Raw genomic sequence first — 23,155 nt, 5'->3', positions numbered from 1 at the left:
ACAAGACAATGCCGAGTTCCACTAACCCCGCTGAAAGTACAATTCACTCCGGTACTGTTTGCCGGAATCGCTCTCGGAGGCTTTAGCTTTTTCTCTTGATGACTTCCCAGATGAAGACATGAGGGGGTAGCACACTTGTGATTCGAGAATTTAGGAGCTCGATTCGTCACAAGAATGTAACCCTCTCGGAGTAGATACTTCCTTGCTCCACTTGCATGGTAGCCAAGCCCACCGCAATGAAGAGCGCGACGATTCCATCAATCCGACGGTGAGCAGGGTGATCGACATGGCGGATCTCTCGAGACCACTCTTGTTCCTCCAGCTTCTGGGTCGGCGCCGACATTCTCGCGATGCCTTAGACGATCAAAGCAACCTTGTTTCCACCTCCATCTAACTGCGTTCCTTATTACGAGGCAGTCCACCACTTGATGGCGAGTTCCTCAAGCCTGATCGACTTCCACATTTGTTGGTCCTAACTTCGACGTGCTTGCAACCAGCGACTTCCCCCGGAGATGCGCCGATGCTTGGCGACCCGTTCCCAGTCGGCGTCGTAGCCTTGCGACGAAGACGAACCACGCCGCACCTCGTAGATATCGCGACCAATACGTCGTATGGTGTCGCTTCGACGTTTCAAACGCTTAGGCATGGCACGACCTCCACCTGAAAAGAATCTCTCGAATTGCTGCTCAGTACGCTTGATGTGTTTCCAAAAGCATGGCTCATGTGTGTCAACGCGACACGGTTCGCGACCAACCAATCAGCATTTGGAGATGATCCATGACCACGAAGAAGAAGACTTCCACGACCGCAGCTACAAAAAAGGCCAGCACCGAGGGCACCACGAAGGGACGACCGGCGAAGTCCACGAAGCCAGCCGATGGAAAACCCGCTAAACAACCAGCCATCAAACGCCTGTCGGCCCTCGACGCCGCGGCCAAGGTACTGGCCGAATCGAAAGAACCGCTCAACGCCAAACAAATGATCGACGCTATGACCGAGAAGAAGTATTGGTCCAGCCCAGGGGGCAAGACACCGCACGCCACGCTCTACTCGGCGATCCTTCGAGAGATTAACACCAAGGGTAAAGACGCTCGGTTCAAGAAGATCGAACGAGGCAAGTTCACGACCAACGGCTAGGCCACACGGTAACTTGCCACACAACGCCCGACGTTCGCCACGTTTGGGCGTTTTTTCGTTCTTGGCATCGTCAGGCCAGTCTTCTACTCCGGCGACACACGGCCCAACCTCGCGACCCCAAGGAAAGCTGTTGAATTGTGCCGAACCAAGCTTGATGTTTTCAGCTTTCCATGGCTCATGTGTCGTATACGAAACGCCACCCACACCGGAGAACGAACCATGCCCGCCGAAGACCAAGAAACCAAACTTCGCGACGCCTTCCAAAAGATGGCCCCACACCAATACCAGGAGGTCCGCGAAGCGTACTACAAAGCGGTTGAGGGTCTGCAGAGCTTGGCCCAATCGCTCGAGTTCGCCGACATCGGGGTGGGTGACACATACGACCATGTCCTGATCCAGGAACACCTGACGGCAGTCGAGGCGATCCACGTGATGAACCAGAGCTTGCTGGGGAAGATTCTGTAGAGCAAGATAGGCTCTCGCCTTTGACTTCAACCGCTCCGCATCTACGGCATCCGATGGTGTCCGAGGTTGATGCAATTCAATTCGGGTCAACTCAAGACGTGATCGTTTTTCACGATGCCGGACTATTTTCTCAATACTTACTCGCCGCTCGTCGTTTCCCCGATTGGGCGTAAGGCCAGTGAAGATTTTCAACTGCCTCCATTCGTGGATGGGTCGATCCGGCGAGAACCGGATCTTGAACACAAGTTCCCTGGTATCAGTTGCCTTTGTCGAGCCGGAAAATTTGCTCCTAGGCTGAAGATGGGTGACACGATCGCCTATCTGACGTGCAAACGCCGCTTCGGCGAAAGCTTCTCCCACCGGCGACTGACCGCTGTTCTCAGGGTGAAGAAGATATTTGAAAACCATGAACTCGCATCCGAATGGTATGTGCGAAAGAACAAGCACCTGCCAAACAACTGCATCGTTCCGGGCAATCCACCTAAACCTCTCGAGCACAGTCATCAACGACACGTCGACAGGAAGAAATTGAGCGACGCCAAACTGAGCAGGCGATGGGACGGACAATATCGAATACGAGCAAGTCGCTATGGCTCGTACGCAATCTGTCGAAAGCTCTTTTGTGACGTAAGCTGGGAAGCTCCCATCGTCCAAGATGACGATCTCATCAAAGCTTTCGGACGCGTTCCCGGAACTCAAAACCCAGGAGCGGTGCCCGAACGCCAATTCTTGAAGTTCCTGAAGCGGCTTCGTGTAGGCATTCCGCCCCTTGGTTCGTGATTGACTTCCGCCGTTTGTTTTTCTCATCGCTCCGCCTTGCGATAGAACCATCCATTGCTGTTATTCCGCTTTCTACGCGAACAACGTTCCGGACTCTTCTTCCTCCTCGATCACCACATGCAAGTAGCCAGAGGTAATGCTGACGTTAGCGTGTCCCGCGGCGTCACGTACCTCGGCCAAGGTTCGTCCGCCTGCCAGGGCGTGGCTAATAAACGTATGCCTTCCGTGGTGGATCGTGAGCGTGTGCACTCGCGAGTTTCCCAAGCATTTGCAGGCCGTGAGAAACCGCTTGCGTAATGTATAGCGTGACAGGGCCCCTCCATGGCGTCGCGATGCAATCAGCGCATCAGTCTCCTTTGCCCCTTCCGCCAACCGCTGCTCTTTCCACGCCGTAAGATCGGCTAGAGTACCGGCGTCCCACCACAGCGGTACGGTCCGGGGTTTGCCCCCTTTCGCCGCACCTCGGGGAATGCGTATGTGTGGTCGCGGTCGGACCAGATACACATCGCGCAATCGCAAGCTTCCTATCTCGCTCACCCGCAGGCCACAACATACGGCCAATCGGAAGATCGCCAAATTCATGCGTGTATTGGCGGATCGTGGTGCCTTGCGGTGCAGGTCGTTTAGCACGGTTATTAGCTCGCCCCGCATCAAAATCTTCGTACCATCGATGCCGGTGATCTGGGAGGTAATCATCACTGTTCCTGTAATCTGAGGGAAATCCCTGACAACGTTTGGAAACACAGTGAGTACCTCGACTGGGCGGCGACAGCAACGCAAGGACGGACACACTTCGCCCATGTTGGGTCCGTTCTCGTAAACTTTTATTTATCTAGCTAGGTGTGCCTCTAAAAGCCCTCGCCAACTTCGGGCCACACTTTGCGCCGTAGCTAGTTCACTTGCCGACTGGCCCCTTTTCTCGAGGAGCTTTTCCACCTCGCCACGCTCGGGCGACAGCGCGGCCAGTTGGTCGCCAAAGTACTCGAGGAACAATCCTCGATGATTCATTTCGATCAACCACCCTGCGCGGACGCCCAGTTCCTTGGCAAACAATTCCCAACCTTCCCGTTCGACGGAAAAGTTCCAGCCGTGCAGTATTGCCAACTCTTCCCAGAACGCGCTTTGTGGGTCGTCTTGCGACAACCGTAGTACGGCGAGCAACGCCACGGCCGCGCGGTCGAGTTGTTCGGCAATGTGCATTAGCGACAAAGTGTGGATGGCCATTTCTGCCATCTGTGTATCTGGCAATGCATACGACACGGTTGGAGAGGATTCTTCTAGCAAGCGGACCTCTAGCTGGTCGTTTCGCATCTTGGCGGCCAGCATTCGCTTGAATCGCTCTCGTCGTGACACAGATGTTGTCTGGACCGGTCCAGGCAGTTCGCCTTGCTTCCCAAATTCATACAGACCTTGAAGCGCCGCTTCGTCGCGAAGCACGTTCAGGGCGGTCCGAATGTCGTTCGTCTTGATCGCCCGAGCATAGAGGGCACGACGCTGCATCAGGTGCCGCCCCATGAGTTGCTTCTGATCGCGGTGCGTCTGCTGGGCAAATCTCTGATAGGCGCGTTCCTGATAACGACGTAGTTGGCGATCACAGACTCCCCAACCCTGTGCCTCGGCGTATTGCCGAATCTCCTCGAAGTCACCCCCTACGAGGATAATTCGAAGGACTTCGTTAATTCGCCGTACCACGGTGGCTTTGTCCGATTTGACGATCACTTTACCTGGATTGCTCATGATGCTGCGTGTTGGCACTCCGCTTTTTGCCCCGTGAATTTCTCCCACCTCTGCACGATGACATCGCAGTAAGGTGGATCGAGTTCCATCAGAAACGCCTTTCGACCCGTCTGCTGACAACCGATGAGTGTGCTTCCGCTGCCGCCAAATAGATCGAGTACGTTTTCCTCGGCTCGGGAAGAATATTGAATCGCACGCACGGCCAACTCGACCGGCTTCTCGGTAAGGTGGACCATCGCCGTCGGATTGACCTTCTTCACCCGCCACAGGTCGGTCGCATTGTTCGGCCCGAAATACTGATGGGCAGCCCCCTCTTTCCAACCGTAGAAGCTCCATTCGTGGGCGCCCATGAAGTCTTTCCGGGTGAGAACCGGATGCTCCTTGTCCCAGATGATCGCCTGCGAGAAGTACAATCCATGCTTCTTCAGGACTGGTGGATAGTTCCCACAGTTGGCATACCCTCCCCAAATGTAGAAGCCACGCCCCACGTCCAGTACGCGGGCCATGTTGCCGAACCAGGCGTCGAGCAGTAGATCGAACTCACCGTCACTCACGAAATCATTGGCCAGCGGTCGGTCTTTGGCGCGCATCTTTCGCGGTTGGGATTTATCCTGAGCCCCCTTGGCATGGGCCTTCTTGGTAAAGCTCGAATTGCCTGCAGCGATCGCGTTGCCAGAACGTGGCTCGACTTTCACGTTGTAAGGAGGGTCCGTATTCACCAGTTGGATCGACCGGCCGTCCAGCAGACGATCGACATCTGCCTCTTTGGAAGAATCACCACACAGCAGTCGGTGATCCCCCAGGATCCACAGGTCGCCAGATTGGGTCGTCGCTTCGTCCGGCGGCTCAGGCACATCGTCCGGATCGACCAGTCCATCTCCGATCGATTCTCCGAGGTACTTGGTCAGATCGTCCGGCGAGAAACCCAGCAGGTCCAGATCAAACTCCAATCCCTGCAAATCAACCAGTTCGATCCTCAACAGATCTTTGTCCCACTGGGCGATCGAGGCCGTTTGGTTGTCGGCAATCCGATAAGCCTGGGCCTGCTCCGGTGTGAGTTCCGTGGCCACGTGGACCGGTACTGACTCAAGTTTCAATTGCTCGGCCGCTTTCCAGCGTGTGTGCCCTACGACGATCACACCTTCGCAATCGACCACGATCGGCTGGCGAAAGCCGAATGCCTGAATCGACTTCACCACCGCTTCCACGGCCTGATCGTTCTTACGCGGGTTCTTGTCATAAGGACGAATGTCCGACAGCTTTCGATGTTCGATTTTCATGATTTCATCCGTGGGGTTATTGGCTGACGATGCGTTGAACAAAGGTGCCGCTTAAGGGCAACGCGAGGAAGAATGAGAAAGAGTCGAGAGCGGGCACAGGCCCATTCCAGCGCGATGGCAGTGCACGATGGCGGTGTGCCATCTGGTCATGACGTTCGTCCTCAAAAAGCGGATGAATGCACTTGTAATCTGCTTCTGCCGAACCTCTGCTGAACCTGCAAAAGTTGCATAACTAATATCCACACAGCAACTTAGGCGTGCAGTGATCGATAGAGTGCCGAACCTCTGCCGAACGTTATGCCGAACCTTGCAGCACGTCCAAATGTTGGTCAGTCCAAGACTTAGCGCTGAGTGCCGAACGTTGCCGAACCTAATCCGTAACCGCCCTTCACATGCGTGTGTGCGTGCATGCGTGGGCGCGTGTACATGTGTGGAGTTACTTGTTGAGGTTCGGCAGGTTCGGCAAACGTGACGCATCTTGTAAGTGCTCCTAAACTTAGGTGTGCCGAACGTCCGTGAATTCGAGGTTCGGCACAGGTTCGGCAAACGGTCAAAGGTTCGGCAACTTATCGGAGATTCCAACTCGGTATACATTTCCTTTACGCTCCTGACGCCGGATAAACGTGGCTACGCGACCATCTTCCAGGTCGAATTGCTCCGCGACGTACCTTCCTGCGAGGCCGCCTAATTTCGTGGCTTTCGATCGGGGAGTCCCATCTCCGAGTTCGTCCTGGAGAATGCTGTGCTTGTCGCAGTACTCGACCAACTCCTTGGGTGTCCAAGTTCCCTGAGGATGATCTGCCAGAGCCTCGACCAGGTCGCTGAACTCACGCCGTGTATCATCCAACTGTGTAGCTGCGTCCTCGCTGTTGGCCAGGAAGTCCGGTTCACCACAGGCCTCGAGGATGCCACCCACGATGTTGCCCCAGCCGCGTTTGTTGAAGCGGGAGTGGGTCGTCGCCTGGGGCATGCCAGACGCTTTCCAACGCTCGACCATTCCGATCAGCTCGCCGAGTAGTTCCAGGCGATGTTCCTGGGCAAACCCTTCTGGGTCAGCGATTGAGAACGTGCGACGTTCCGGATTCCCCTCGTGTAGCAGATTGACGATCACGCTACGGGTAACAAGATCGCGGCTCACATCGGGCGAGTTAGCCGTCAAACAAAAGATGTGCGCGTTCTCGGCCCGGATATCCTGCGACTGCCCCAAGAGGCGAAACGAAAGAACCGCATCCGTGATACTACGTTCCAAACAAGCCGAATCAATGCGTGGACTGCGACCTTTTGCCTTGGCGTTATCGATGATGATCGTGGTCGCGCCACGACGGACGATCGATCCGAGCCGCTTCTCGAACTCTTCGTCGTTAGGGTTGTAACTGGCCGTTTCGACCGATTGACCATCGCGCAGAATCGAGATGATCTGACCGAGGACCGTCTTACCCAGGCCTGGCTGATTCCCGTTGAACAGAACCGCAGGCTTCGAGCCAATGAACCGCGGGACCAAGATCGCCGTCAGCAGCATACCGATGTAGTTGGTTCGGTCTCCATGCGTCTTGAAGCAAAAATCGCGGAGCAACAGATCGAGGTGATGTGTATCCTCGCGTGAGGCGACTTCAGGCCCGGCATAGTAGATTTCAGAAGTGGGATCGTAACCTGGCGTGGTCAGCCGCCAATCATCTGTGAAGACGGGATTTCGAGTGAATAACTTAATGTTAGGCAGCCGCTGACGTTCACCTGGGTGGTGAAGCCACGTGTTGCCGTAGGACGTAGGAAGTGGCTTGTACTCTCCACCTTCGTCTCTGATGAAGTAGAACTCGGCGTAATGGTTTAGTAGCCCTCCCAGTTCGGCACAAGACAGGATAGTAGCAATCACCTGTTCGCGAATGATCACTAGCTGGTCGACGCGGCTATAGCAGCCCCCCACTTTCAACAGCAGATTCGTGATGCGACGCATCGTATCGCCAACCGGTGTGTACGCCGGATCAACGCGTATGGTCGGACGTGCGTCATCATCCGACGGTGCGACATCTACATCGTCTGAGGGTATATTATCGAAGTCTTCGTCCGTTGATGGAGTTGCTTTCCCCTGGGACTTCTTCTGCAGCTTTTCATAGACCTCGACGCGAGCCGTCTCCTCGGCGTTCATCCAGGTGTGGTCAAAATACCTGCGGCCCTGCTCGGCGAATTTGCCAACCGATTCCACCTGCCGCCAGACCTCCTCACGGTCGATGCCATGACGCACGGCATAACAGCACAACGAGAAATCGGTTTCCGATCGACGTCCCGCTTCGGCTAGGCTACTCGCAGCAACGAGCTCTGCCAGCTTATCCGCCTTCGACACAGTCATTTTCCGCGGCTGGGGCAACGGCATCGATTCGATCTGCTTGGCCCGCTGTGAGTCAGGCGATGCAATTTTCAGCGGTTCGAATATAGAAAGTGGATATCTGCGCGTCGGGTCGCATTCAATCAATTGAGTGGGAACTGGCTCACAACCATTACGTTCATTCTTCCGATTCATAGAACCCGGAATTCGAAGCAGACGTGATAGGTCGATCGTGTGATCGCCACCGACCTGCTGGGCAACGCCTGCGAGAACGTCCTGAAGCTGCTGGGCTTTAGGGCTCAGTTTGGATAATTGTCGGTCGATGTCGAGGTAGACACGCTCACCATCCAGCACAACGTACTTGCGAGGTTTTCTCTTCCCTCCCGGCAGCTCGTTCCATTCGTTTAATACAGCAGGTGGGTCGCCCACATCATCAATGAGATAGGGCTGATCGAGCAGCCAATAAAGATGTACTCCATTCCCGGAGTGAACCATGATCGACGGATTAGGCAGCGATGACTTGTCTAAACGTGCGCGAACCTCGTCGAGGGTGGCATGATCGATATCACACCACAGCGTCCGAACGGTCCTGATTTGCCAAGCCAGATCGTACTTGCCGTCACCGCCTAATCGTGGACAAACTCCGAAGTAGAGATTCAGCTGATTTGTTGCAGATCTGCGAAGCAACAGCAGGAGGTTGATTTCCAGGTGGAGATTCGTCGCATTGGGATAACGCGTATTGTGGTAGTCGACTCGGCTATGCTTCTTCCCGCCTTCATCCCAGGACTCAATGGGCCGAAGTAGAATCTTGTCTTGCTCGCCGAATAGTGTGGTCAAGAACCGCGTCGCGGTTTTAACGTTTTCGAGCATGTCGCCTGGAGGTTGATCTTCCTGCGTGTTTGATTCCATTCAATCAAGCCTCCTGAACCTGGCTAATGGCCTGTCGAACTAGGCCGCTGTTGGGACCGGCATCTCGGCGATTCGCTTCACCAGAAAAGCGTCCGGACCAAGCTCACGCGAGACAAAGCCCACAAACAAACGGTTGAAGTTGATTCCAACCTTCGTTCGTGCATCGATGACGCAAGTACGCTCGTCTGCATCGAAATAGTGAGCCGCATCCATCCGCGTTTGCGACTCGCCACACAGGCTTTCGCATCCCCAAATGGCTAGAAGCAAAGCGGCCTCAATGTCATCGCTGGAGACGTCGTTTTGGAACTGGTAGTGGTAGACTTCTGTGCTCATGTTTCATTCCTTGCAAATAAATGTTTCCCTATTTCTTAGTAACCCGGTTGCGCGACGAAATGACGATCATTTTTTCAAATAATTCGCCAATCCGAATTCCTCGAACCGCGACCGAATTTTGCATATCCAAGAGTGGATCGTGGTACGCGGAACGTTCATGTCCTGAGCGACTTGCGTGATGGAATTTTCCATCAGTCTCCAGCAGAGCTCCCGATGGCGTTCGTCCTCCAGAACCTCGATGCATTCGTTCACGTCCATGTCGAGTTCGACTGACTCGTGCGTGCTACGAGGCTCTTGGCTGCGACGGGAAGGAATCTCGTAACCTTGCAAAATGGCAGCCAGATCCAATGGCTGTTCGTCCTCCACCCCGATTACCGTCTGCAGAGAGATGGTTCGGCGATGATCACGCTTGCCAGCGGTTCGATCCCGGATGAGCGTGGCGATATGCCGATGGATCGTCTTGGCCACAAAGGCCTTCCACTTTGGACATTCGGGATCAGCCTGATCTAGATAGCAAACTAATTTCTTGAGAAGCGTCTGCTCTACGTCTTCTCGGTCTGCTTCTCGAAAGCCATACCGGCCAATTAGCTGGCGTGCACGCTTCTTTACGAAGCCAAGTGTGAACGAGTCGGCCGAATTCCGATTTACCTCACGAGAACGCGCAGTCATCTTGCGCTGCATCATGGCAACAATTCCTTTTGGGCGAGAGTTCCACCCCGTGCCAACGCACGGTTACACCCGCCGTGGGAATTGCAGCAAATCAAGCAAAAAAGCCTGCGGGTCGACCTAAGTCACTGTTCCGCAGGCTTTTGCAATTTCTGTTTGTTCGAATTGCAGTTACACGAAATCATGCAAAGTGCAATTTTGCTAGGTTTTTCGCCGCCTCCTGAATCGCTTGTCGTACTTCATGATCATGTCAATGTTGAGGGCCATATTCCAAAGCATTCGCAGTTCTCGCGACGATGCATTCTTAAAGCATTTGCTCACCTCATAGGGTTTTAAACCGACTGACTCACCAAGCTTTTTCTGAGTCGGTCGTGGCAGAAGTTCTGGAGCGCCAACCGTACGCAGTGTCAAAAATGCATAATCACGTGCCGACTGAATGAATTCGATGACGGCGTTCGTCAATAGCTCAATCTTGGCAGTCATCTCAGCACGCTTCCGAATCGGACGAATTTTCTTTTCGGAAGAGCCTAGCCCCGCGTCATCAATGAGTCCTTCAATCTCCTCGACATCGATCACCAGCTTTCCGGTCTCGAACGAAGTGATTCCCTCGAGGGGAATTAGCAAACTCCCAGTCGCATCACGCCATCGGTCCGAACCATCCTTCATTGGCGCGAATACAATCGCCTTTGGGTTCTTCTTCAAGATCTCCACAGCGTCTCTATAACGGATAGAAAACGACCGCACGAACCACACATAACGAGAATACCCCGCCCAATTGGCTCGTCCGATCTTCCACAGGCAGTTGGGCACCTGCTCATCCATCGCCAAGTTCAGATCACCGAACAAAGCCTGAAACATGGCAGTCGTATCGATCTGCCATCTCCTGAGCCTATCTGTGCTGACGTGCTCCAACCCGCAGTCTTCGCAGTTGATGTAGCCAGTGGCGTTTCCGGATCGATCACAGATGTACTCAACCTCGTAGCGACGACTACAGTCACTGCAATTTGCAGAACCTGAAGGCTCAATTTCACGGAGGAGTTGGTACTTCTCAATGACCGCCCAGTCTTCACTCTTCCAGCGGATCATCTCGGAATCCTGAAAAACTGGCGTCACACTCTCCCATCGAGACAGCAGCGTATTTAGGAGGGTCGGCAAGGTCGATATCCCACTTCTTGAGGTACTTTTGAATCAACTCGACGCGTTCGGGCCGGGCGTTTCTCAGAGAGCATGAACGTGGATATCCAATGTCAAAACTCTGTCGACCATGCTTGCGACCATCTAGGGGGTGAAAGACAAAGCAGAACGAGGCTCGAGTCACCTGCCACTGAGCGAGTGGTCTCTCCTCGATCTGGATAACCTCTTGGATCGCCTTGCCAATGGTGTCATTGGGATCGGCGTCGTCGATCTTGATTTCAACTTCTCTCCCATCGACGAGACTAGAGAGACGCAGCTTACGGATTCGCACACTGACCTTATCCGCAGGCTCAACCGTCAGACCATCAAACACGTACTTCAGTCGATCGAGATCGTACGCGGCGTCAGGGTCATAGTCGTTGAGTTTCCAGTGCAAGATCGACTTGGCGAAGATCTTCTCAAGCCGTTCTTTAACCGGCTTGTGCAGCCCCTTCGCAAATAGCTCGAGGGACTCGTGTTTCGGATCGTACGCGAAGACGATCGATAAAGTTGTCCGGATCGACTTGGGGGCGAGGTGCCCTTCCTTGTCGTGCACCAACACACTGGAAACGAAGTCGTCGGGATAGGCGAAGAAGTAGTACAGGTCGCCACGCTTCAACCAGTCGACGGTGCAGTCTTTGCCGCGGCCCTGTTCGCGAAGTAGGTCCGTGATCTCTTCCTTCAGATGCTCGAGCGCTGGATCGGAAGTGTCTGGTGAATCATTGTTGGGCAAGTCTGTTCGCTTCCGCCAGAACGACATCTGATCGATTTGGAAAAGGATCTGGCCTTTGTCGAAGATGCCAGGATAGTGCAACCAGACCCACATCGTCCGGCCCCAGATCCCGAGTTCTTCAGGTGCTTCATTCACGATGCCAGGCAAGCTGTAGTCCTTGGCCGCCTGGAAAAGAACGGTCAGTCCTGCATCCGAGGCAAGGTCTGACACACTGTGCAAACCGCTCTCAAACTCATCTCGCTCGACGTCGGAAAGCAACTGTGTGTAATTGAACAACGGGTCAATTTGTTTTTCTCTGGGCTCATTCCATTCCGACGCAAACTCGATGTGCCCAAGCTTTACCAGGTACTCACGCAGCAAGCGATTCGGGATCATCCGCAAAGACGTTTTAAGTTCAAAGGGTCGTGTAGCCATTGTGCATTTTTACCCTCACTCCATCGACACAGGCGTTCCCTTGCCAAAGCGCGAAGTGTTCCAGGACGTAATGATGGCGTCTTGAAGACCATCCTGTACGCAATGCGACTAAATCGAATTAATTAGGCAAAGAAAGCAGCGCAGACGCGCGTGCGATGGATGGTTGCGGCATTGAAACGGGGAGAGCCGCAGATATCCCCGGAGCCCGTTCGTCCCGGCACCGGATAACCTCAAGAGTGAACACATGTCCAGATAGCGAATCCTATCATAGCGACGCCGCTAGCAGGCACAACCCTTTTACCTGAAAAGGTCCGCATCGATTTTCTGGGGCCTTCTTTCGTCATTTCGGGCCTCGACTGGGTTGTTAACGGAATAAGGAAATCCTACCCGACCGTTTGTTCAGCACAGAAATGGAGGTCGTCGTGCCATCGCCGCTTCCGGCCCAAGAATCAACACCAGATCAACGTCGCGCAGAGATCGTTTGCCTCTTGGCCCGAGGTGTTCTGCGCTATCGGCAAACTCTCCTGCCGAACTCGGAAACTTCTCCCAACGACCGCTTGAGTTCCACCGCCAGATCCCGCTCTCTGGACACTCCTGTTGACGCACCAACTCTCAACCCAGGAGAAAACGCATGATTCTGAACATTGATAAAGAGGTCGCCGCGATGGAGCGGATGACCGTCAATCAACTGCGGGAGAAGTATGACGAGGTCTTCGGCGAGCCGACCAACGGTAGGCACAAGCAATGGCTGATCAAACGGATTGCCTGGCGGATGCAAGCCAATGCCGAAGGTGGCCTCTCTGAACGTGCCCGGCGCCGCGCGATGGAGTTGGCCAACGATGCCGATCTGAGGGTCACTATGCCAAGGGCTAAGAAACCGAAACCTGGCGCCGAGGCGATAACTGTCTCCGCGCCATCCAAGACCCAGCTAAGTACCCACCTCCTTCCAGGCATGCTCCTACAGCGCGTGTACAAAGGCCACACGATCCGCGTGAAGGTTCTAACCGACGGGTTCGAGTGGGAAGGCGAACGCTACAAATCGCTCACCGCGGTAGCCAAGGCAGTAACTGGCAAGCACTGGAACGGATTTCACTTCTTCGGCCTTCGTAAGAACGGAGGTGGTAAATGAACCAACGCGTCAAGCTACCGTGCAAACCCAAAACGATCAAATGTGCGATCTATTCGAGAAAGTCGACCGAGGAGGGTCTCGATCAGGACTTCAACTCTCTCGATGCCCAGCGGGAAGCGGGTGAGGCCTACATCAAGAGTCAGCTCCACGAGGGGTGGGTATGTCTCCCGGACCAATACGACGACGGTGGCTTCACCGGAGCCAATATGGAACGACCTGCCCTCCGGCGACTATTGGCGGACATCGAATCAGGCAAGGTAAACTGCGTGGTCGTTTATAAAGTGGATCGCCTCAGCCGGAGCCTGCTCGACTTCTCCCGGATCATGGAGGTCTTCGATAAACATCAGGTTTCCTTCGTCAGCGTGACCCAGGCGTTCAACACAGCTTCCTCCATGGGGCGGCTGGTCCTCAACGTGCTGCTCTCCTTCGCCCAATTCGAACGCGAGATGATTTCGGAACGTACCCGCGACAAAATGGCCGCCGCTCGCCGCAAAGGCAAATGGTCCGGTGGGACGCCGATCCTGGGCTACAACGTCGAGAACACGAAGTTGGTCATCAACGAAGCCGAAGCACGACGGGTCCAAGAGATCTTCGGGATGTACCTGGAACGGAAGTCACTTTTGGCTGTAGCCGGGGAACTCCATATTCGCGGTTGGCGGAACAAACTCTGGAAAACGAGACGCGGAACCGAACGGGGTGGTCGACGATTCGACAAGGGGTCGCTCTATGCCCTGCTGACCAGCGTGATCTATATCGGCAAGGTTCGCTACAAGAACGAGATTCACGACGGCGAGCAGGACGGGATTGTTGCCCCAGAGACGTTCGCCAAGGTTCAGAATCTGCTGCAGAAGAATGGCCAGAGTGGAGGCAGGGCGGTTCGGAATAAGCACAACGCTTTGCTACGAGGAATCCTGAGATGTGGGTCCTGCAACTGTGGAATGAGCCATTCCTACTCGCAGAAGAAAGGAAGCCGTCTCTATCGGTATTACGTCTGCCAAAAAGCCCAGAAGAGAGGCTGGAAGCACTGCCCTGCCCCATCGATACCTGCGGGTGAAATTGAGCGATTCATCGTCGATGAGATCAAGGCAATTGGGCGCGATCCCCAGGTGATTGAAGCAACGTTAAAAGAAGCACGTATTCACGCGGAGAACCAATCCCAGAGGCTCACCGTCGAACGTAACGACCTTCGGGGCGAACTACGCGAAGCACACGCCGAACTATCGCGAGTGGCCGCGACGGTTGGTCCTGGCGACGCTCGACTGGCAAACGCTCACGACCGGATCGGTGATGCAGAGCGACGACTGACCGAGGTTGAAAATCAACTGGCCATGCACGCTTGCGATCTCATTGACGAGGCTGAGGTCACTGCAGCTTTGGCCGACTTCGACGCTGTATGGCAATGCCTGGAGCCACACGAACAGATCCGGGTAGTAGAGCTCTTGATCGATCGGATCGAGTACGACGGTGAAGCGGGGGACGTATCAATTACTTTTCGGCCCAGCGGGATTCGGACGTTGGCGAGTGAATTGGCACATCGAGAGGAGGTGGCGGTATGACGACAATTAAGCGGAAGGTGGATTTTAATGCGCGTGGACGCGAGAGAAAGCGCAATGCGAAACCTTCAACCAGGACCGGTCGTGTGCCACGTGTGTCGCGACTCATGGCGTTGGCGATTCGGCTCAACGATTTGATCCAGAGCGGTGAGGTTGCGGACCAGGCGGAACTGGCGCGGGTTGGTCATGTGACTCGGGCTAGGCTGACGCAGATCATGAATCTGTTGCAGTTGGCGCCTGATATCCAGGAGGAGATTTTGTTCTTGCCGGTGACGGAGCATGGACGGGATAAACCTACGGAAAAGGAGTTGAGGCCAATTGCCAAGTTAAGCGTTTGGAAGCGACAGAGAAATCTTTGGCAAACGTTAGCTTCGGGAGCATCACCAGATCAACAATAGCCAGTTTTCTAGCTGACGAACCTTTCTTCACCAATGAATCTATGAGTTTTACACTCTTGCAGAGTTCACTTTCACTGCCGCATTCCCTCTTGCTTGCAACTTCTGAGCTCCTTCTATTTGAAGCCAGATATCATCTCCGATACTCGCCATTACGACCTCACACTGAAACTGCCGAATGACGCTCGCGCACCAAGATCTCCCAGTCAAAAAGTGTCTTGCTGGTTCGTCAGTAACACAAATAATCTTTCGCCACTTCCCTCCCATAGCGTTCTCAACAGCAAGTAACTTAAGAATGTCACGGGCTAACTTTTTCCTTTGTCCATCCCGCATCTTTCCGACGTGAGCAAATATCTCGCAAACAATTCGATGATGTCGATCGATCCCGTCAACTTGAAATCTTGTGCCATCATCTAGCTGAACATTGTCAGGACTTAGACTTACTCCAAGAGTTTCGCAAACCAACTGCAAACATGCTGGCTCCACATTCCGTTGCACCGATGAATCAGATAGATGTGACGACATAGGCTATCTCCGCGACTATTACCACGTTCGCGATTTTGTCAAATTCCGTCCCAAAGCGAATTCTCGATCACTTCCTCAATTCCAACGAACTCTCGGTCGTTTGTACCACGGGCGTAGAGCCTGAGCTTTGGTGCTAGATCAGACTGCATGTGGACGTTGGACTCAAGTGTTTCTGCAAAATCGTTCGTAGCGGAGATTGTTTTCCAAACCATGGTTGCCAGTGCCGGTCGCATTGGAACGAGCGAATTTGGAAGTTCGCAGTCGTCAGGCCAATTGTAGATACCGCGGAAAGGATCGTTCTTCCGTGACACTGCAAAACCGTGCTCCGTCGAGAAGACCGTATCTATGCTATTGCCACGATGCACGATCCCGTCGCGAATCGATCGAACTCGCATAAAAAAGTCTCGATGACGCTCATACCACTCCGCAATTGGCATCGGCAACGAATATCTTGTTGCAATTTCAGAAGCCGACTGATCGCGATCACTTTTGTACACTACTTCACGAAAGGAGTTGGGCAGTTTCTTCGGTGTTGGCCCATCGATAACTGACATTCGTGCTACGTGATACTTAACGATCTCCTGAAGCAAGTCGAACACGCTCCTACACAGGATTGCCAGATTCTCGATTTCCGATTGAACAAGACGTGACACTCCGTAGTCCTTGTTATCTCGGTTCTCGAAAAACATCCTCATTTTCGCCAGTGATGCACTGAGGCCTTGAAAATCATTGAAGATCGCTCTGTAGCAGCGGTGCATTTCGCCACTAAAGGTTCGCTGAGCCATAAGGTTGAGAAGAGCAAAGTCTTGGTCTGAATCTAGCTCAGGCTTGTCGCCAAAGTATGTCGATTCAGCTGGCCACATCTTCATTTTGACGAGTTTGTCGCCATGCGGTAGCCAGCAATGCCATTCATTTTCAACGAAGAAAGAAAGCGACACTATCGGTTGACGTGGCTCTAGGTCAGGTTTGAGGAATGGAATTTCTTTTAGCGCGGCAAGTGGGATCGCATTGGACATGAGATGTTTTCATTTGGAGACACACAAATCGAGACGAGAAGACGCCATAGAGCGGATGCAGCATAGTCTCCAAATCTATATGCACCGCACAAACTATAAGTCGCCGCCGTAAATCCTGTGGCTGAATTAGATTGCCATTACTTATCTGACGTCAAGCTTATCGTCATGGTTAACTTGGCGCAATCATTCCAGTGCGTCAGCAATGGACATCCCGTCTACGTTGCCAACGCCGAAGAAGGCGAACTAGCACGTCATGGCTCGTTGTTCACTGGAGCAAACGGCGTCCAGTGAAGCAACTGCGTGTAAATATGGCAGAGCGTCATCGACACCTGCGCAATCTCCTCCATCTGGGACATTATTGACTCTTCAGTCAGTGCTTCTTGGTCAAATTCCGGTGTGCCTGTGGATGGATCAAATGTGAGTTTTGGATTCGATCGTAGAATACCCATTATTTCCCTTCCGGCTTTTACTTCAATAAAAGCGGAGTGCAGAAAGCTGTTTCGAAACTTGCGAATCTCATGACAAACACCGACGAGTTCGCTAAATGCTGTTTTGCGACCATCCGCATCGTCAATATTCAAAGTATCCATCAAACTGCAGTACTTCACCTCCACGGCGTTCAACAGATCGCGATTATTTAAGCTCCTCAGAGTTCTTGGCGGCCATACGGTACGATTGGGATCCTCAATTAGCCAGCCAATAGAGCGGAACTTGTCCTCAATCCATTGAAAGCAGACCACGAACTCACCAATACGTTGCATCAGCTTATCGTAGTTGAATTCGGTCATAACTTATGGCTCCTTGTTTGCCAGGAATTAGTTCACAGGCGTCCGTTCAAACTCACGAGCAGACAAATCACTGTGAGCTAAGTAGCACCGTGCAGCAAACCGACTTTGTTACTTAATCGCTTCAACCAGATCAGACATGCGTGGGTACCGTCCCACCACGCGATCTCGCCACTCACATCTCTGGTCAAACGTAAGCGACTCATACTCCCGAATGGCATCGCGAAAGCGAGTTTGCAAGGGAGAAAGATCTCCGAATCCCTCTTTAGGAACTTCAACGTGAACACCGGTCTTTAGCATGGCGTATGCGACGGGGCAGTTGTTCCATAAGCCCGCCATCATTGCCACGACGGCATGCCAGACAGTTTTAAACTCCTTCGGACGTCCATTCTTGTCCGAATTCCATGCTTCGGTATCTTCCTCATCCCAGTCGCTAATTGTCATCGTTGGGAACTTCCGACGCTTTCTCCCGCGTTTACGCACTGTCGAGTACTGGTCCGCATAGCTTCCGATCGTCCAACCGTAGTCCACGAATCGACAAATCTCGAGCGGTATCATGGCGATTGGGAAATCACAAATCTCTGAAACAGTCTCGGCCAGGAAACACTTTCGATCGATATCCCACGTAACGTCCTTCAGAACATAACCTAAGGGATCTTCCATTCCTTCCCAATCCCGACTGAACACTGCCGTGCCATTCGATGGAGCGAATGGAAGCTCAAAGGTTCGGTTCAGCCGGTAGCCTGCTTCATGTTCCGACATTGGAGGTACGAAGCGAAGTACGAGATCGAAATCGACTTGGAACACGTGCTTACCATTGGCTCAAAGTTTCTTCTTCAATTCGTCCATTAGCTTGAGGATATGCGACTTCTCCAACTCCGGATCCTCAACCTGAAGAAATTCAACTGCTCGAAAGTCGTCACCGCGCTTTCGATTCTGCGGTGGCTCAAGGCCCTCGATGAGCAACGCCTCCATGGTCACAATAAGATTTTCTAGAGAAAATCGCTCAGAGTGCTCGCCTAAAAGCGTTCCGTCTTCGGTAACATCAAAGACGCCAAACCAAGAGAAGCGATCCCAACGACCATTTAGACGGTCGGTCGTATGCTGCTTCAATCTCACTCCAAGTGGTTGTTCGGTGGTCCGTCCAACGTAAACAACGTCTCTCGCGTCGTGTAGAAGATATACTCCCTTCTGCCCGGTGAAATCCACTGGCGTACTACCCGGTTGTTGTTGCCCGAAGATCTGGGGCGTCGACTTCCACAGAACCTTGTCTCTCGCCCAATACATCCCGAAGGCATTGATTAGCCCTGTTTCCTCACTAGCTGCCTCGACAATGTCATTTAGCTCAGTCCCAGTTGCCGGCAATCGTTCTGGTGGATTCCGCAAGTAGTACTGCCCTCTTGCCACACGTATAAAGAGAGACGAATCAGCATCATTTTGCAGCGACTGCGAAATTGTCGAGTTTACTGAAGTTGCGGGATTTGCGCCAAAATCAGTTCTTAATTCCTGGTCGGCAATTGCCTCAGCAATTTCCGTATAGTGCATCGGCTCACCAGCGTCTTGGAGGACTTTCACAATGGCCTCCCGCCACCCCAAATCGGTCATACTACACCTCAAGAATTAGCGTATCGGCGAATATCCGAAACGGACAACGTTGTCTAAATGAAAGCATACTCAAACATGACTAGAAATAGCCCTCTTGATGATCTGATCAGCAAGAGTCAATTCGCTACCCACGCGAGAATGCCACTATAGCAGTCTACAAGCATGAATCTGGCAGTTCTCTCACGTTTAAGTCAATTAATACGCACAAACCGATGGCGTTATTACCTGCCCCAGTCGTTGATATCTGCCACCCCACAAGATATTCTTTCAATCCGAAGAGTACGGCGCAGCCGACAGAAATAGGGAATCTACATGATCTTCGACGCCTCACTCCGCCCCATTCTCCATCCGGATCTTCGTTCCCAACGGAGATCCAGACGGTTTGCGCCTCGTCGAGAAGTCCAACTGGACAGGCATCGGTGTAGTCTTTAACCGATCAAACATCAAAGAAGCCCTCGGTCGACCAGAGATCGATCGAACGGGTGTCTACGTTCTCGTAGGCCGTCCCGAAGATAGTGCCTTACCGATCGTCTATGTAGGCGAAGGTGATCCAGTCCGCGAGCGCCTTAAGTCCCACAATAGCAACAAGGACTTCTGGGATTGGTGCGTTTTCTTTGTCACCAAGGATAACAGTCTCAACAAAGCACATGTCCAGCGGATGGAATGTCGCCTGCTCGAATTGGCCAGGGAGGCCAAACAGTGTCGACTTGATAATCGCAATTGCCCGAATCCGCCGACCCTCTCAGAAGCCGATGAGGCGGACGTCGATAGCTTTCTGCTAGACATGCTCAGCGTCTTACCACTCGTAGGCCTAACGGCATTTGAGAAGCCCCAATCCCGGTCAATCGCGCAGGAGCTGCTTCAAATCGAAGCCAAGGGGATTCGGGCGACCGGATATGAAGGTTCTAGTGGATTCGTTGTCTGCGCCGGCTCAGGCGTTGTTGGAGAAGAAACTCCCGCTATTCAACCCTATGTATCCGCTCTCCGGCGCGATCTGATCAGCGAAGGTGTGATCGTCAGCCAGAACGATTCGCTTTTGTTCTCTCAGGATCATATCTTCGGCTCCCCATCGACCGCTGCAGGCGTTATCTTGGGGCAATCCGTAAGCGGACGTAAACGGTGGCGGACCCAGGACGGCACCACCCTAAAAGAACTGCAAACCGGTGACGTAGACAACAATGCCTCCTTCGACTAAGAGAACGTCTGTTGGAGGATTTTGCTCTGAAACCTTGGTGCGAACGCTTGTTCCTTATATTGCGACTCATGACGATAGCGATTCGAACTGACCAGTTGATTCGGACCGCGACACGAACTCGAAGAACGCCCCATCGACAAGCCGCAAATGCGTTAACTTTCTCGTAGATGTGAAGCCTGTTCGCCTCCCCCAACGAAATAGCTATCTGGCGCAGGGCCAAATGATTCACGAAAGAACTACTTATGACCGGAACCCAACAACGTGCCGCACTGCAACGCAAAATCTGGGACATCGCCAACGACGTGCGTGGCAGCGTGGATGGATGGGACTTCAAGCAGTACGTCCTGGGCACCCTGTTTTACCGCTTTATCAGCGAGAACTTTTCGCTGTACATCGAAGCCGACGATGAGAGCATCGACTATGCCGCCCTCGATGATTCCGTCATTACACCGGAAATCAAAGACGATGCGATCAAGACCAAGGGTTACTTCATCTATCCCAGCCAGTTGTTTGCCAACGTCGCCAAAGATGCCAACACCAACGAAAGCCTGAATACCGATCTAGCGGCGATCTTTGCTGCGGTCGAAAGCTCCGCAAACGGATATCCCTCCGAAGACGACATCAAAGGCTTGTTTGCCGATTTTGACACCACCAGCAACCGCTTGGGTAACACGGTGAAGGCCAAGAATGAACGCTTGGCGAAAGTCCTCAAGCGAGTAGCCGAGCTCGATTTCAGCGACTTTGAAGGCAGCCAGATTGATTTGTTTGGCGACGCCTACGAGTTTCTGATCTCGAACTATGCGGCGAACGCAGGCAAATCCGGTGGCGAGTTCTTCACCCCGCAGCACGTGTCCAAACTGATTGCCATGTTGGCAATGCACAAGCAGGACAAGGTCAACAAGATTTACGATCCGGCGTGCGGCAGCGGTTCATTGCTGCTGCAATCGAAGAAGCACTTTGACGCCCACATCATCGAAGAGGGATTCTTCGGACAGGAGATCAATCATACGACCTACAACCTGGCTCGAATGAATATGTTCCTGCACAATGTCAACTATGACAAGTTCAACATCAAGTTGGGCAATACCCTCACGGAACCGGAGTTTGGAGACGAAAAACCGTTCGACGCGATCGTCTCCAATCCTCCCTACAGCGTGAAATGGATTGGCAGCGACGACCCGACGCTGATCAACGACGACCGCTTTGCTCCGGCGGGAGTGCTGGCTCCCAAGTCGAAGGCAGATTTCGCCTTTGTGCTGCACGCCCTCAGCTATTTGTCTAGCAAAGGCCGGGCGGCGATTGTCTGCTTCCCGGGGATTTTCTATCGTGGTGGAGCCGAGCAGAAAATCCGCAAGTATCTGATCGACAACAACTACGTGGAAACGGTGATCTCGCTCGCTCCGAATCTGTTTTTCGGCACCACCATCGCCGTGAATATTCTGGTGCTGTCCAAGCACAAGACCGACACGAACGTTCAGTTCATCGATGCCAGCGGTGAGGAGTACTTCAAGAAGGAGACCAACAACAACGTGATGCTCGATCAGCACATCGAAGCGATTATAAAGGCCTTCGACAGTAAGGAGAACGTCGATCATTTCGCTCAATCGGTCGCTTACGAAAAGATTGTCGAGAACGAATGCAACCTATCCGTTAGCAGCTATGTCGATCCCAAAGACACTCGCGACAAGATCGATATTTCGGAACTCAACGCCGAGCTGAAAACCACGGTCGCCAGAATCGATCAGTTGCGATCTGAGATTGATGCGATCTTGGCGGAGATCGAAGGAGAGGAGATCGGCGTATGAGTAATGTGACTTTCTTGAACAGACTTCTTGACGGCGCTGAGGTGGAATGGACTACGCTCGGAAATGAGAATCTTGTCGAAGTAGCTAACCGCGGGAGAAAGCCGGTGAAAGCTTCTCTGCGTGCACCCGGTCCAACTCCTTACTACGGCGCGAATAACATCCAAGACTATGTTGAAGGGCATACTCATGAAGGCGAGTATGTACTTGTTGCTGAGGACGGATCCACAAGCCTGGAGAATTATTCAATCCAATACGCAACCGGAAAGTTTTGGGCGAACAATCATGTTCATGTCCTCCGGGGATTAGCATCGCTCAATTCAAGGTTTCTCTTTCACTATCTGTGCATCGCCAACTTCCTTCCCTTCTTGTCTGGCGGCGGTCGGGCAAAGTTAACCAAGGGAAGGCTGGTGGAAATCCCCATCCCGATCCCTTGTCCATCGGACTCGAAGAAATCGCTTGATATTCAGGGGGAAATCGTCCGCATTCTGGACACCTTTACCGAGCTGACCGCCGAGCTGACCGCCGAACTGACCGCCCGCAAGAAACAATACAACTACTATCGCGATCAGTTGTTGCGTTTTGAAGATGGCGATGTCGAGTGGACAACGCTGGGGGATCAAGATTGTTTTGAAACTGGGTCGGGTGGCACTCCCTCAAAGTCAAAGCCTGAATACTGGGATGGTGGAACTATTCCATGGCTCAAGTCAGAGTCTTGCAACAACAGACCGGTTTTTTCGGCCAAGAACTTTATAACGGACCTCGGACTGAAGAAATCAAGTGCGAAGCTCCTGGAGGCAGAGACGACATTAATGGCCCTCGTTGGCGCAACCATTTTCAAAACCGCATTCATCGAGTTTAAGGCAGCGACCAATCAAAATATTGCGAGCATAAAATCAAAACGCCCTGATCTGATCAACGACAAGTTTGTCTTTTACTACCTGACAAATATGTACGACGTACTAAAGTCAACGATGAGCGATTACGGGATGCTCAACCTGACGTCACTGAGACAATTCAAAATCCCAGTGCCAACACCTGCTGAGCAAAATCGCATCGTCTCCATCCTCGACAAGTTCGACACTCTAACCAACTCGATCAGCGAAGGTTTACCACGCGAAATCGAGCTGCGTCAGAAGCAATACGAGTACTACCGCGATCTGCTGTTGAGCTTCCCCAAGCCGGAAGAGGTGGAAGCGTAAC

The 23,155-nt window shown here is 52.9% G+C and carries 22 protein-coding genes; 9 read left to right on the top strand and 13 right to left on the bottom strand.

All coding sequences use genetic code 11. The features are described 5' to 3' along the window. Positions 1–472: 472 nt before the first annotated feature. A complete protein-coding gene (locus AB1L30_RS04815; RefSeq protein ID WP_367012285.1) occupies positions 473–646 on the bottom strand; it encodes a hypothetical protein in 174 nt (57 codons plus the stop codon). A gap of 131 nt (positions 647–777) precedes the next feature. On the opposite strand from AB1L30_RS04815, the gene AB1L30_RS04810 reads away from it, so the two are divergent. The 3 genes from AB1L30_RS04810 to AB1L30_RS04800 all read left to right on the top strand — a co-directional run bounded on the left by AB1L30_RS04810 (position 778) and on the right by AB1L30_RS04800 (position 2,382). Further along, on the top strand, positions 778–1,137 hold the full coding sequence (locus AB1L30_RS04810; RefSeq protein ID WP_367012284.1) for a winged helix-turn-helix domain-containing protein: 360 nt from the start codon (positions 778–780) through the stop codon (positions 1,135–1,137). A gap of 219 nt (positions 1,138–1,356) precedes the next feature. Further along, positions 1,357–1,602 (top strand): hypothetical protein, encoded by a 246-nt coding sequence (locus AB1L30_RS04805; protein ID WP_367012283.1) that lies wholly within the window; start codon positions 1,357–1,359, stop codon positions 1,600–1,602. A gap of 114 nt (positions 1,603–1,716) precedes the next feature. Beyond that, complete coding sequence (locus AB1L30_RS04800; RefSeq protein ID WP_367012282.1) at positions 1,717–2,382, top strand: hypothetical protein; 666 nt, start codon at positions 1,717–1,719, stop codon at positions 2,380–2,382. A gap of 72 nt (positions 2,383–2,454) precedes the next feature. Here AB1L30_RS04800 and AB1L30_RS04795 read toward each other — a convergent pair whose 3' ends face one another. The 8 genes from AB1L30_RS04795 to AB1L30_RS04760 form a co-directional block, all read right to left on the bottom strand. Continuing rightward, a complete protein-coding gene (locus AB1L30_RS04795; protein WP_367012281.1) occupies positions 2,455–3,078 on the bottom strand; it encodes a site-specific integrase in 624 nt (207 codons plus the stop codon). Between the two features lie 132 nt (positions 3,079–3,210). Continuing rightward, positions 3,211–4,119 (bottom strand): hypothetical protein, encoded by a 909-nt coding sequence (locus AB1L30_RS04790; protein ID WP_367012279.1) that lies wholly within the window; start codon positions 4,117–4,119, stop codon positions 3,211–3,213. Then, positions 4,116–5,399, bottom strand: a complete 1,284-nt coding sequence (locus AB1L30_RS04785; RefSeq protein ID WP_367012278.1) for a DNA modification methylase — start codon at positions 5,397–5,399, stop codon at positions 4,116–4,118. The genes AB1L30_RS04790 and AB1L30_RS04785 overlap by 4 nt, the downstream gene beginning before the upstream one ends. Positions 5,400–5,949: 550 nt before the next feature. After that, positions 5,950–8,628, bottom strand: a complete 2,679-nt coding sequence (locus tag AB1L30_RS04780) for a hypothetical protein (RefSeq protein WP_367012276.1) — start codon at positions 8,626–8,628, stop codon at positions 5,950–5,952. A gap of 39 nt (positions 8,629–8,667) precedes the next feature. Continuing rightward, the gene (locus AB1L30_RS04775; RefSeq protein ID WP_367012275.1) at positions 8,668–8,961 is read right to left on the bottom strand and encodes a hypothetical protein; all 294 of its coding nucleotides are present in this window, start codon (positions 8,959–8,961) and stop codon (positions 8,668–8,670) included. A 66-nt stretch (positions 8,962–9,027) separates the two neighbouring features. Next, positions 9,028–9,645 (bottom strand): sigma-70 family RNA polymerase sigma factor, encoded by a 618-nt coding sequence (locus tag AB1L30_RS04770; RefSeq protein WP_367012274.1) that lies wholly within the window; start codon positions 9,643–9,645, stop codon positions 9,028–9,030. Positions 9,646–9,828: 183 nt separating this feature from the next. Further along, a complete protein-coding gene (locus AB1L30_RS04765) occupies positions 9,829–10,713 on the bottom strand; it encodes a hypothetical protein (protein ID WP_367012273.1) in 885 nt (294 codons plus the stop codon). Continuing rightward, complete coding sequence (locus tag AB1L30_RS04760) at positions 10,694–11,908, bottom strand: hypothetical protein (protein WP_367012272.1); 1,215 nt, start codon at positions 11,906–11,908, stop codon at positions 10,694–10,696. Before AB1L30_RS04760 ends, AB1L30_RS04765 begins: the two co-directional genes overlap by 20 nt. Positions 11,909–12,578: 670 nt before the next feature. On the opposite strand from AB1L30_RS04760, the gene AB1L30_RS04755 reads away from it, so the two are divergent. The 3 genes from AB1L30_RS04755 to AB1L30_RS04745 are packed head-to-tail and all read left to right on the top strand — an operon-like array spanning position 12,579 to position 15,027. Beyond that, entirely contained in the window at positions 12,579–13,076 is a 498-nt protein-coding gene (locus AB1L30_RS04755; protein ID WP_367012271.1) for a DUF2924 domain-containing protein, read from the top strand. Further along, positions 13,073–14,632 (top strand): recombinase family protein, encoded by a 1,560-nt coding sequence (locus tag AB1L30_RS04750; RefSeq protein ID WP_367012270.1) that lies wholly within the window; start codon positions 13,073–13,075, stop codon positions 14,630–14,632. Before AB1L30_RS04755 ends, AB1L30_RS04750 begins: the two co-directional genes overlap by 4 nt. Then, a complete protein-coding gene (locus AB1L30_RS04745) occupies positions 14,629–15,027 on the top strand; it encodes a hypothetical protein (RefSeq protein ID WP_367012269.1) in 399 nt (132 codons plus the stop codon). Before AB1L30_RS04750 ends, AB1L30_RS04745 begins: the two co-directional genes overlap by 4 nt. 560 nt (positions 15,028–15,587) lie before the next feature. Here AB1L30_RS04745 and AB1L30_RS04740 read toward each other — a convergent pair. The 4 genes from AB1L30_RS04740 to AB1L30_RS04725 form a co-directional block, all read right to left on the bottom strand. Further along, complete coding sequence (locus AB1L30_RS04740; protein ID WP_367012268.1) at positions 15,588–16,565, bottom strand: hypothetical protein; 978 nt, start codon at positions 16,563–16,565, stop codon at positions 15,588–15,590. A gap of 251 nt (positions 16,566–16,816) precedes the next feature. Beyond that, on the bottom strand, positions 16,817–17,353 hold the full coding sequence (locus AB1L30_RS04735) for a hypothetical protein (RefSeq protein WP_367012267.1): 537 nt from the start codon (positions 17,351–17,353) through the stop codon (positions 16,817–16,819). Positions 17,354–17,461: 108 nt separating this feature from the next. Beyond that, positions 17,462–18,157: a hypothetical protein gene (locus AB1L30_RS04730; RefSeq protein WP_367012265.1), complete on the bottom strand. Its 696-nt coding sequence runs from the start codon at positions 18,155–18,157 to the stop codon at positions 17,462–17,464. Positions 18,158–18,172: 15 nt separating this feature from the next. Continuing rightward, positions 18,173–18,955 (bottom strand): HTH domain-containing protein, encoded by a 783-nt coding sequence (locus AB1L30_RS04725; RefSeq protein WP_367012263.1) that lies wholly within the window; start codon positions 18,953–18,955, stop codon positions 18,173–18,175. Positions 18,956–19,337: 382 nt separating this feature from the next. Between AB1L30_RS04725 and AB1L30_RS04720 the strand changes: the two genes are divergently transcribed. The 3 genes from AB1L30_RS04720 to AB1L30_RS04710 all read left to right on the top strand — a co-directional run bounded on the left by AB1L30_RS04720 (position 19,338) and on the right by AB1L30_RS04710 (position 23,154). Then, the gene (locus AB1L30_RS04720; RefSeq protein ID WP_367012262.1) at positions 19,338–20,150 is read left to right on the top strand and encodes a GIY-YIG nuclease family protein; all 813 of its coding nucleotides are present in this window, start codon (positions 19,338–19,340) and stop codon (positions 20,148–20,150) included. Positions 20,151–20,392: 242 nt separating this feature from the next. After that, positions 20,393–21,955, top strand: coding sequence for a type I restriction-modification system subunit M (locus tag AB1L30_RS04715; protein ID WP_367012261.1), 1,563 nt, complete (start codon positions 20,393–20,395; stop codon positions 21,953–21,955). Next, entirely contained in the window at positions 21,952–23,154 is a 1,203-nt protein-coding gene (locus tag AB1L30_RS04710; protein ID WP_367012259.1) for a restriction endonuclease subunit S, read from the top strand. Before AB1L30_RS04715 ends, AB1L30_RS04710 begins: the two co-directional genes overlap by 4 nt. The last annotated feature ends 1 nt before the right edge of the window (position 23,155 follow it).

It is taken from the genome of Bremerella sp. JC817 (assembly GCF_040718835.1).
GTDB lineage: Bacteria > Planctomycetota > Planctomycetia > Pirellulales > Pirellulaceae > Bremerella.
Note: the sequence above shows the minus strand (reverse complement) of the source record. Positions and strands in the feature narration are given on the sequence as shown.

Bases quoted from the DNA above. Each gene is read 5' to 3' on its own strand.
- AB1L30_RS04815 (WP_367012285.1), bottom strand. From the start codon at position 646: ATGCCTAAGCGTTTGAAACGTCGAAGCGACACCATACGACGTATTGGT.
- AB1L30_RS04810 (WP_367012284.1), top strand. From the start codon at position 778: ATGACCACGAAGAAGAAGACTTCCACGACCGCAGCTACAAAAAAGGCC.
- AB1L30_RS04805 (WP_367012283.1), top strand. From the start codon at position 1,357: ATGCCCGCCGAAGACCAAGAAACCAAACTTCGCGACGCCTTCCAAAAG.
- AB1L30_RS04800 (WP_367012282.1), top strand. From the start codon at position 1,717: ATGCCGGACTATTTTCTCAATACTTACTCGCCGCTCGTCGTTTCCCCG.
- AB1L30_RS04795 (WP_367012281.1), bottom strand. From the start codon at position 3,078: ATGATTACCTCCCAGATCACCGGCATCGATGGTACGAAGATTTTGATG.
- AB1L30_RS04790 (WP_367012279.1), bottom strand. From the start codon at position 4,119: ATGAGCAATCCAGGTAAAGTGATCGTCAAATCGGACAAAGCCACCGTG.
- AB1L30_RS04785 (WP_367012278.1), bottom strand. From the start codon at position 5,399: ATGAAAATCGAACATCGAAAGCTGTCGGACATTCGTCCTTATGACAAG.
- AB1L30_RS04780 (WP_367012276.1), bottom strand. From the start codon at position 8,628: ATGGAATCAAACACGCAGGAAGATCAACCTCCAGGCGACATGCTCGAA.
- AB1L30_RS04775 (WP_367012275.1), bottom strand. From the start codon at position 8,961: ATGAGCACAGAAGTCTACCACTACCAGTTCCAAAACGACGTCTCCAGC.
- AB1L30_RS04770 (WP_367012274.1), bottom strand. From the start codon at position 9,645: ATGATGCAGCGCAAGATGACTGCGCGTTCTCGTGAGGTAAATCGGAAT.
- AB1L30_RS04765 (WP_367012273.1), bottom strand. From the start codon at position 10,713: ATGATCCGCTGGAAGAGTGAAGACTGGGCGGTCATTGAGAAGTACCAA.
- AB1L30_RS04760 (WP_367012272.1), bottom strand. From the start codon at position 11,908: ATGATCCCGAATCGCTTGCTGCGTGAGTACCTGGTAAAGCTTGGGCAC.
- AB1L30_RS04755 (WP_367012271.1), top strand. From the start codon at position 12,579: ATGATTCTGAACATTGATAAAGAGGTCGCCGCGATGGAGCGGATGACC.
- AB1L30_RS04750 (WP_367012270.1), top strand. From the start codon at position 13,073: ATGAACCAACGCGTCAAGCTACCGTGCAAACCCAAAACGATCAAATGT.
- AB1L30_RS04745 (WP_367012269.1), top strand. From the start codon at position 14,629: ATGACGACAATTAAGCGGAAGGTGGATTTTAATGCGCGTGGACGCGAG.
- AB1L30_RS04740 (WP_367012268.1), bottom strand. From the start codon at position 16,565: ATGTCCAATGCGATCCCACTTGCCGCGCTAAAAGAAATTCCATTCCTC.
- AB1L30_RS04735 (WP_367012267.1), bottom strand. From the start codon at position 17,353: ATGACCGAATTCAACTACGATAAGCTGATGCAACGTATTGGTGAGTTC.
- AB1L30_RS04725 (WP_367012263.1), bottom strand. From the start codon at position 18,955: ATGACCGATTTGGGGTGGCGGGAGGCCATTGTGAAAGTCCTCCAAGAC.
- AB1L30_RS04715 (WP_367012261.1), top strand. From the start codon at position 20,393: ATGACCGGAACCCAACAACGTGCCGCACTGCAACGCAAAATCTGGGAC.
- AB1L30_RS04710 (WP_367012259.1), top strand. From the start codon at position 21,952: ATGAGTAATGTGACTTTCTTGAACAGACTTCTTGACGGCGCTGAGGTG.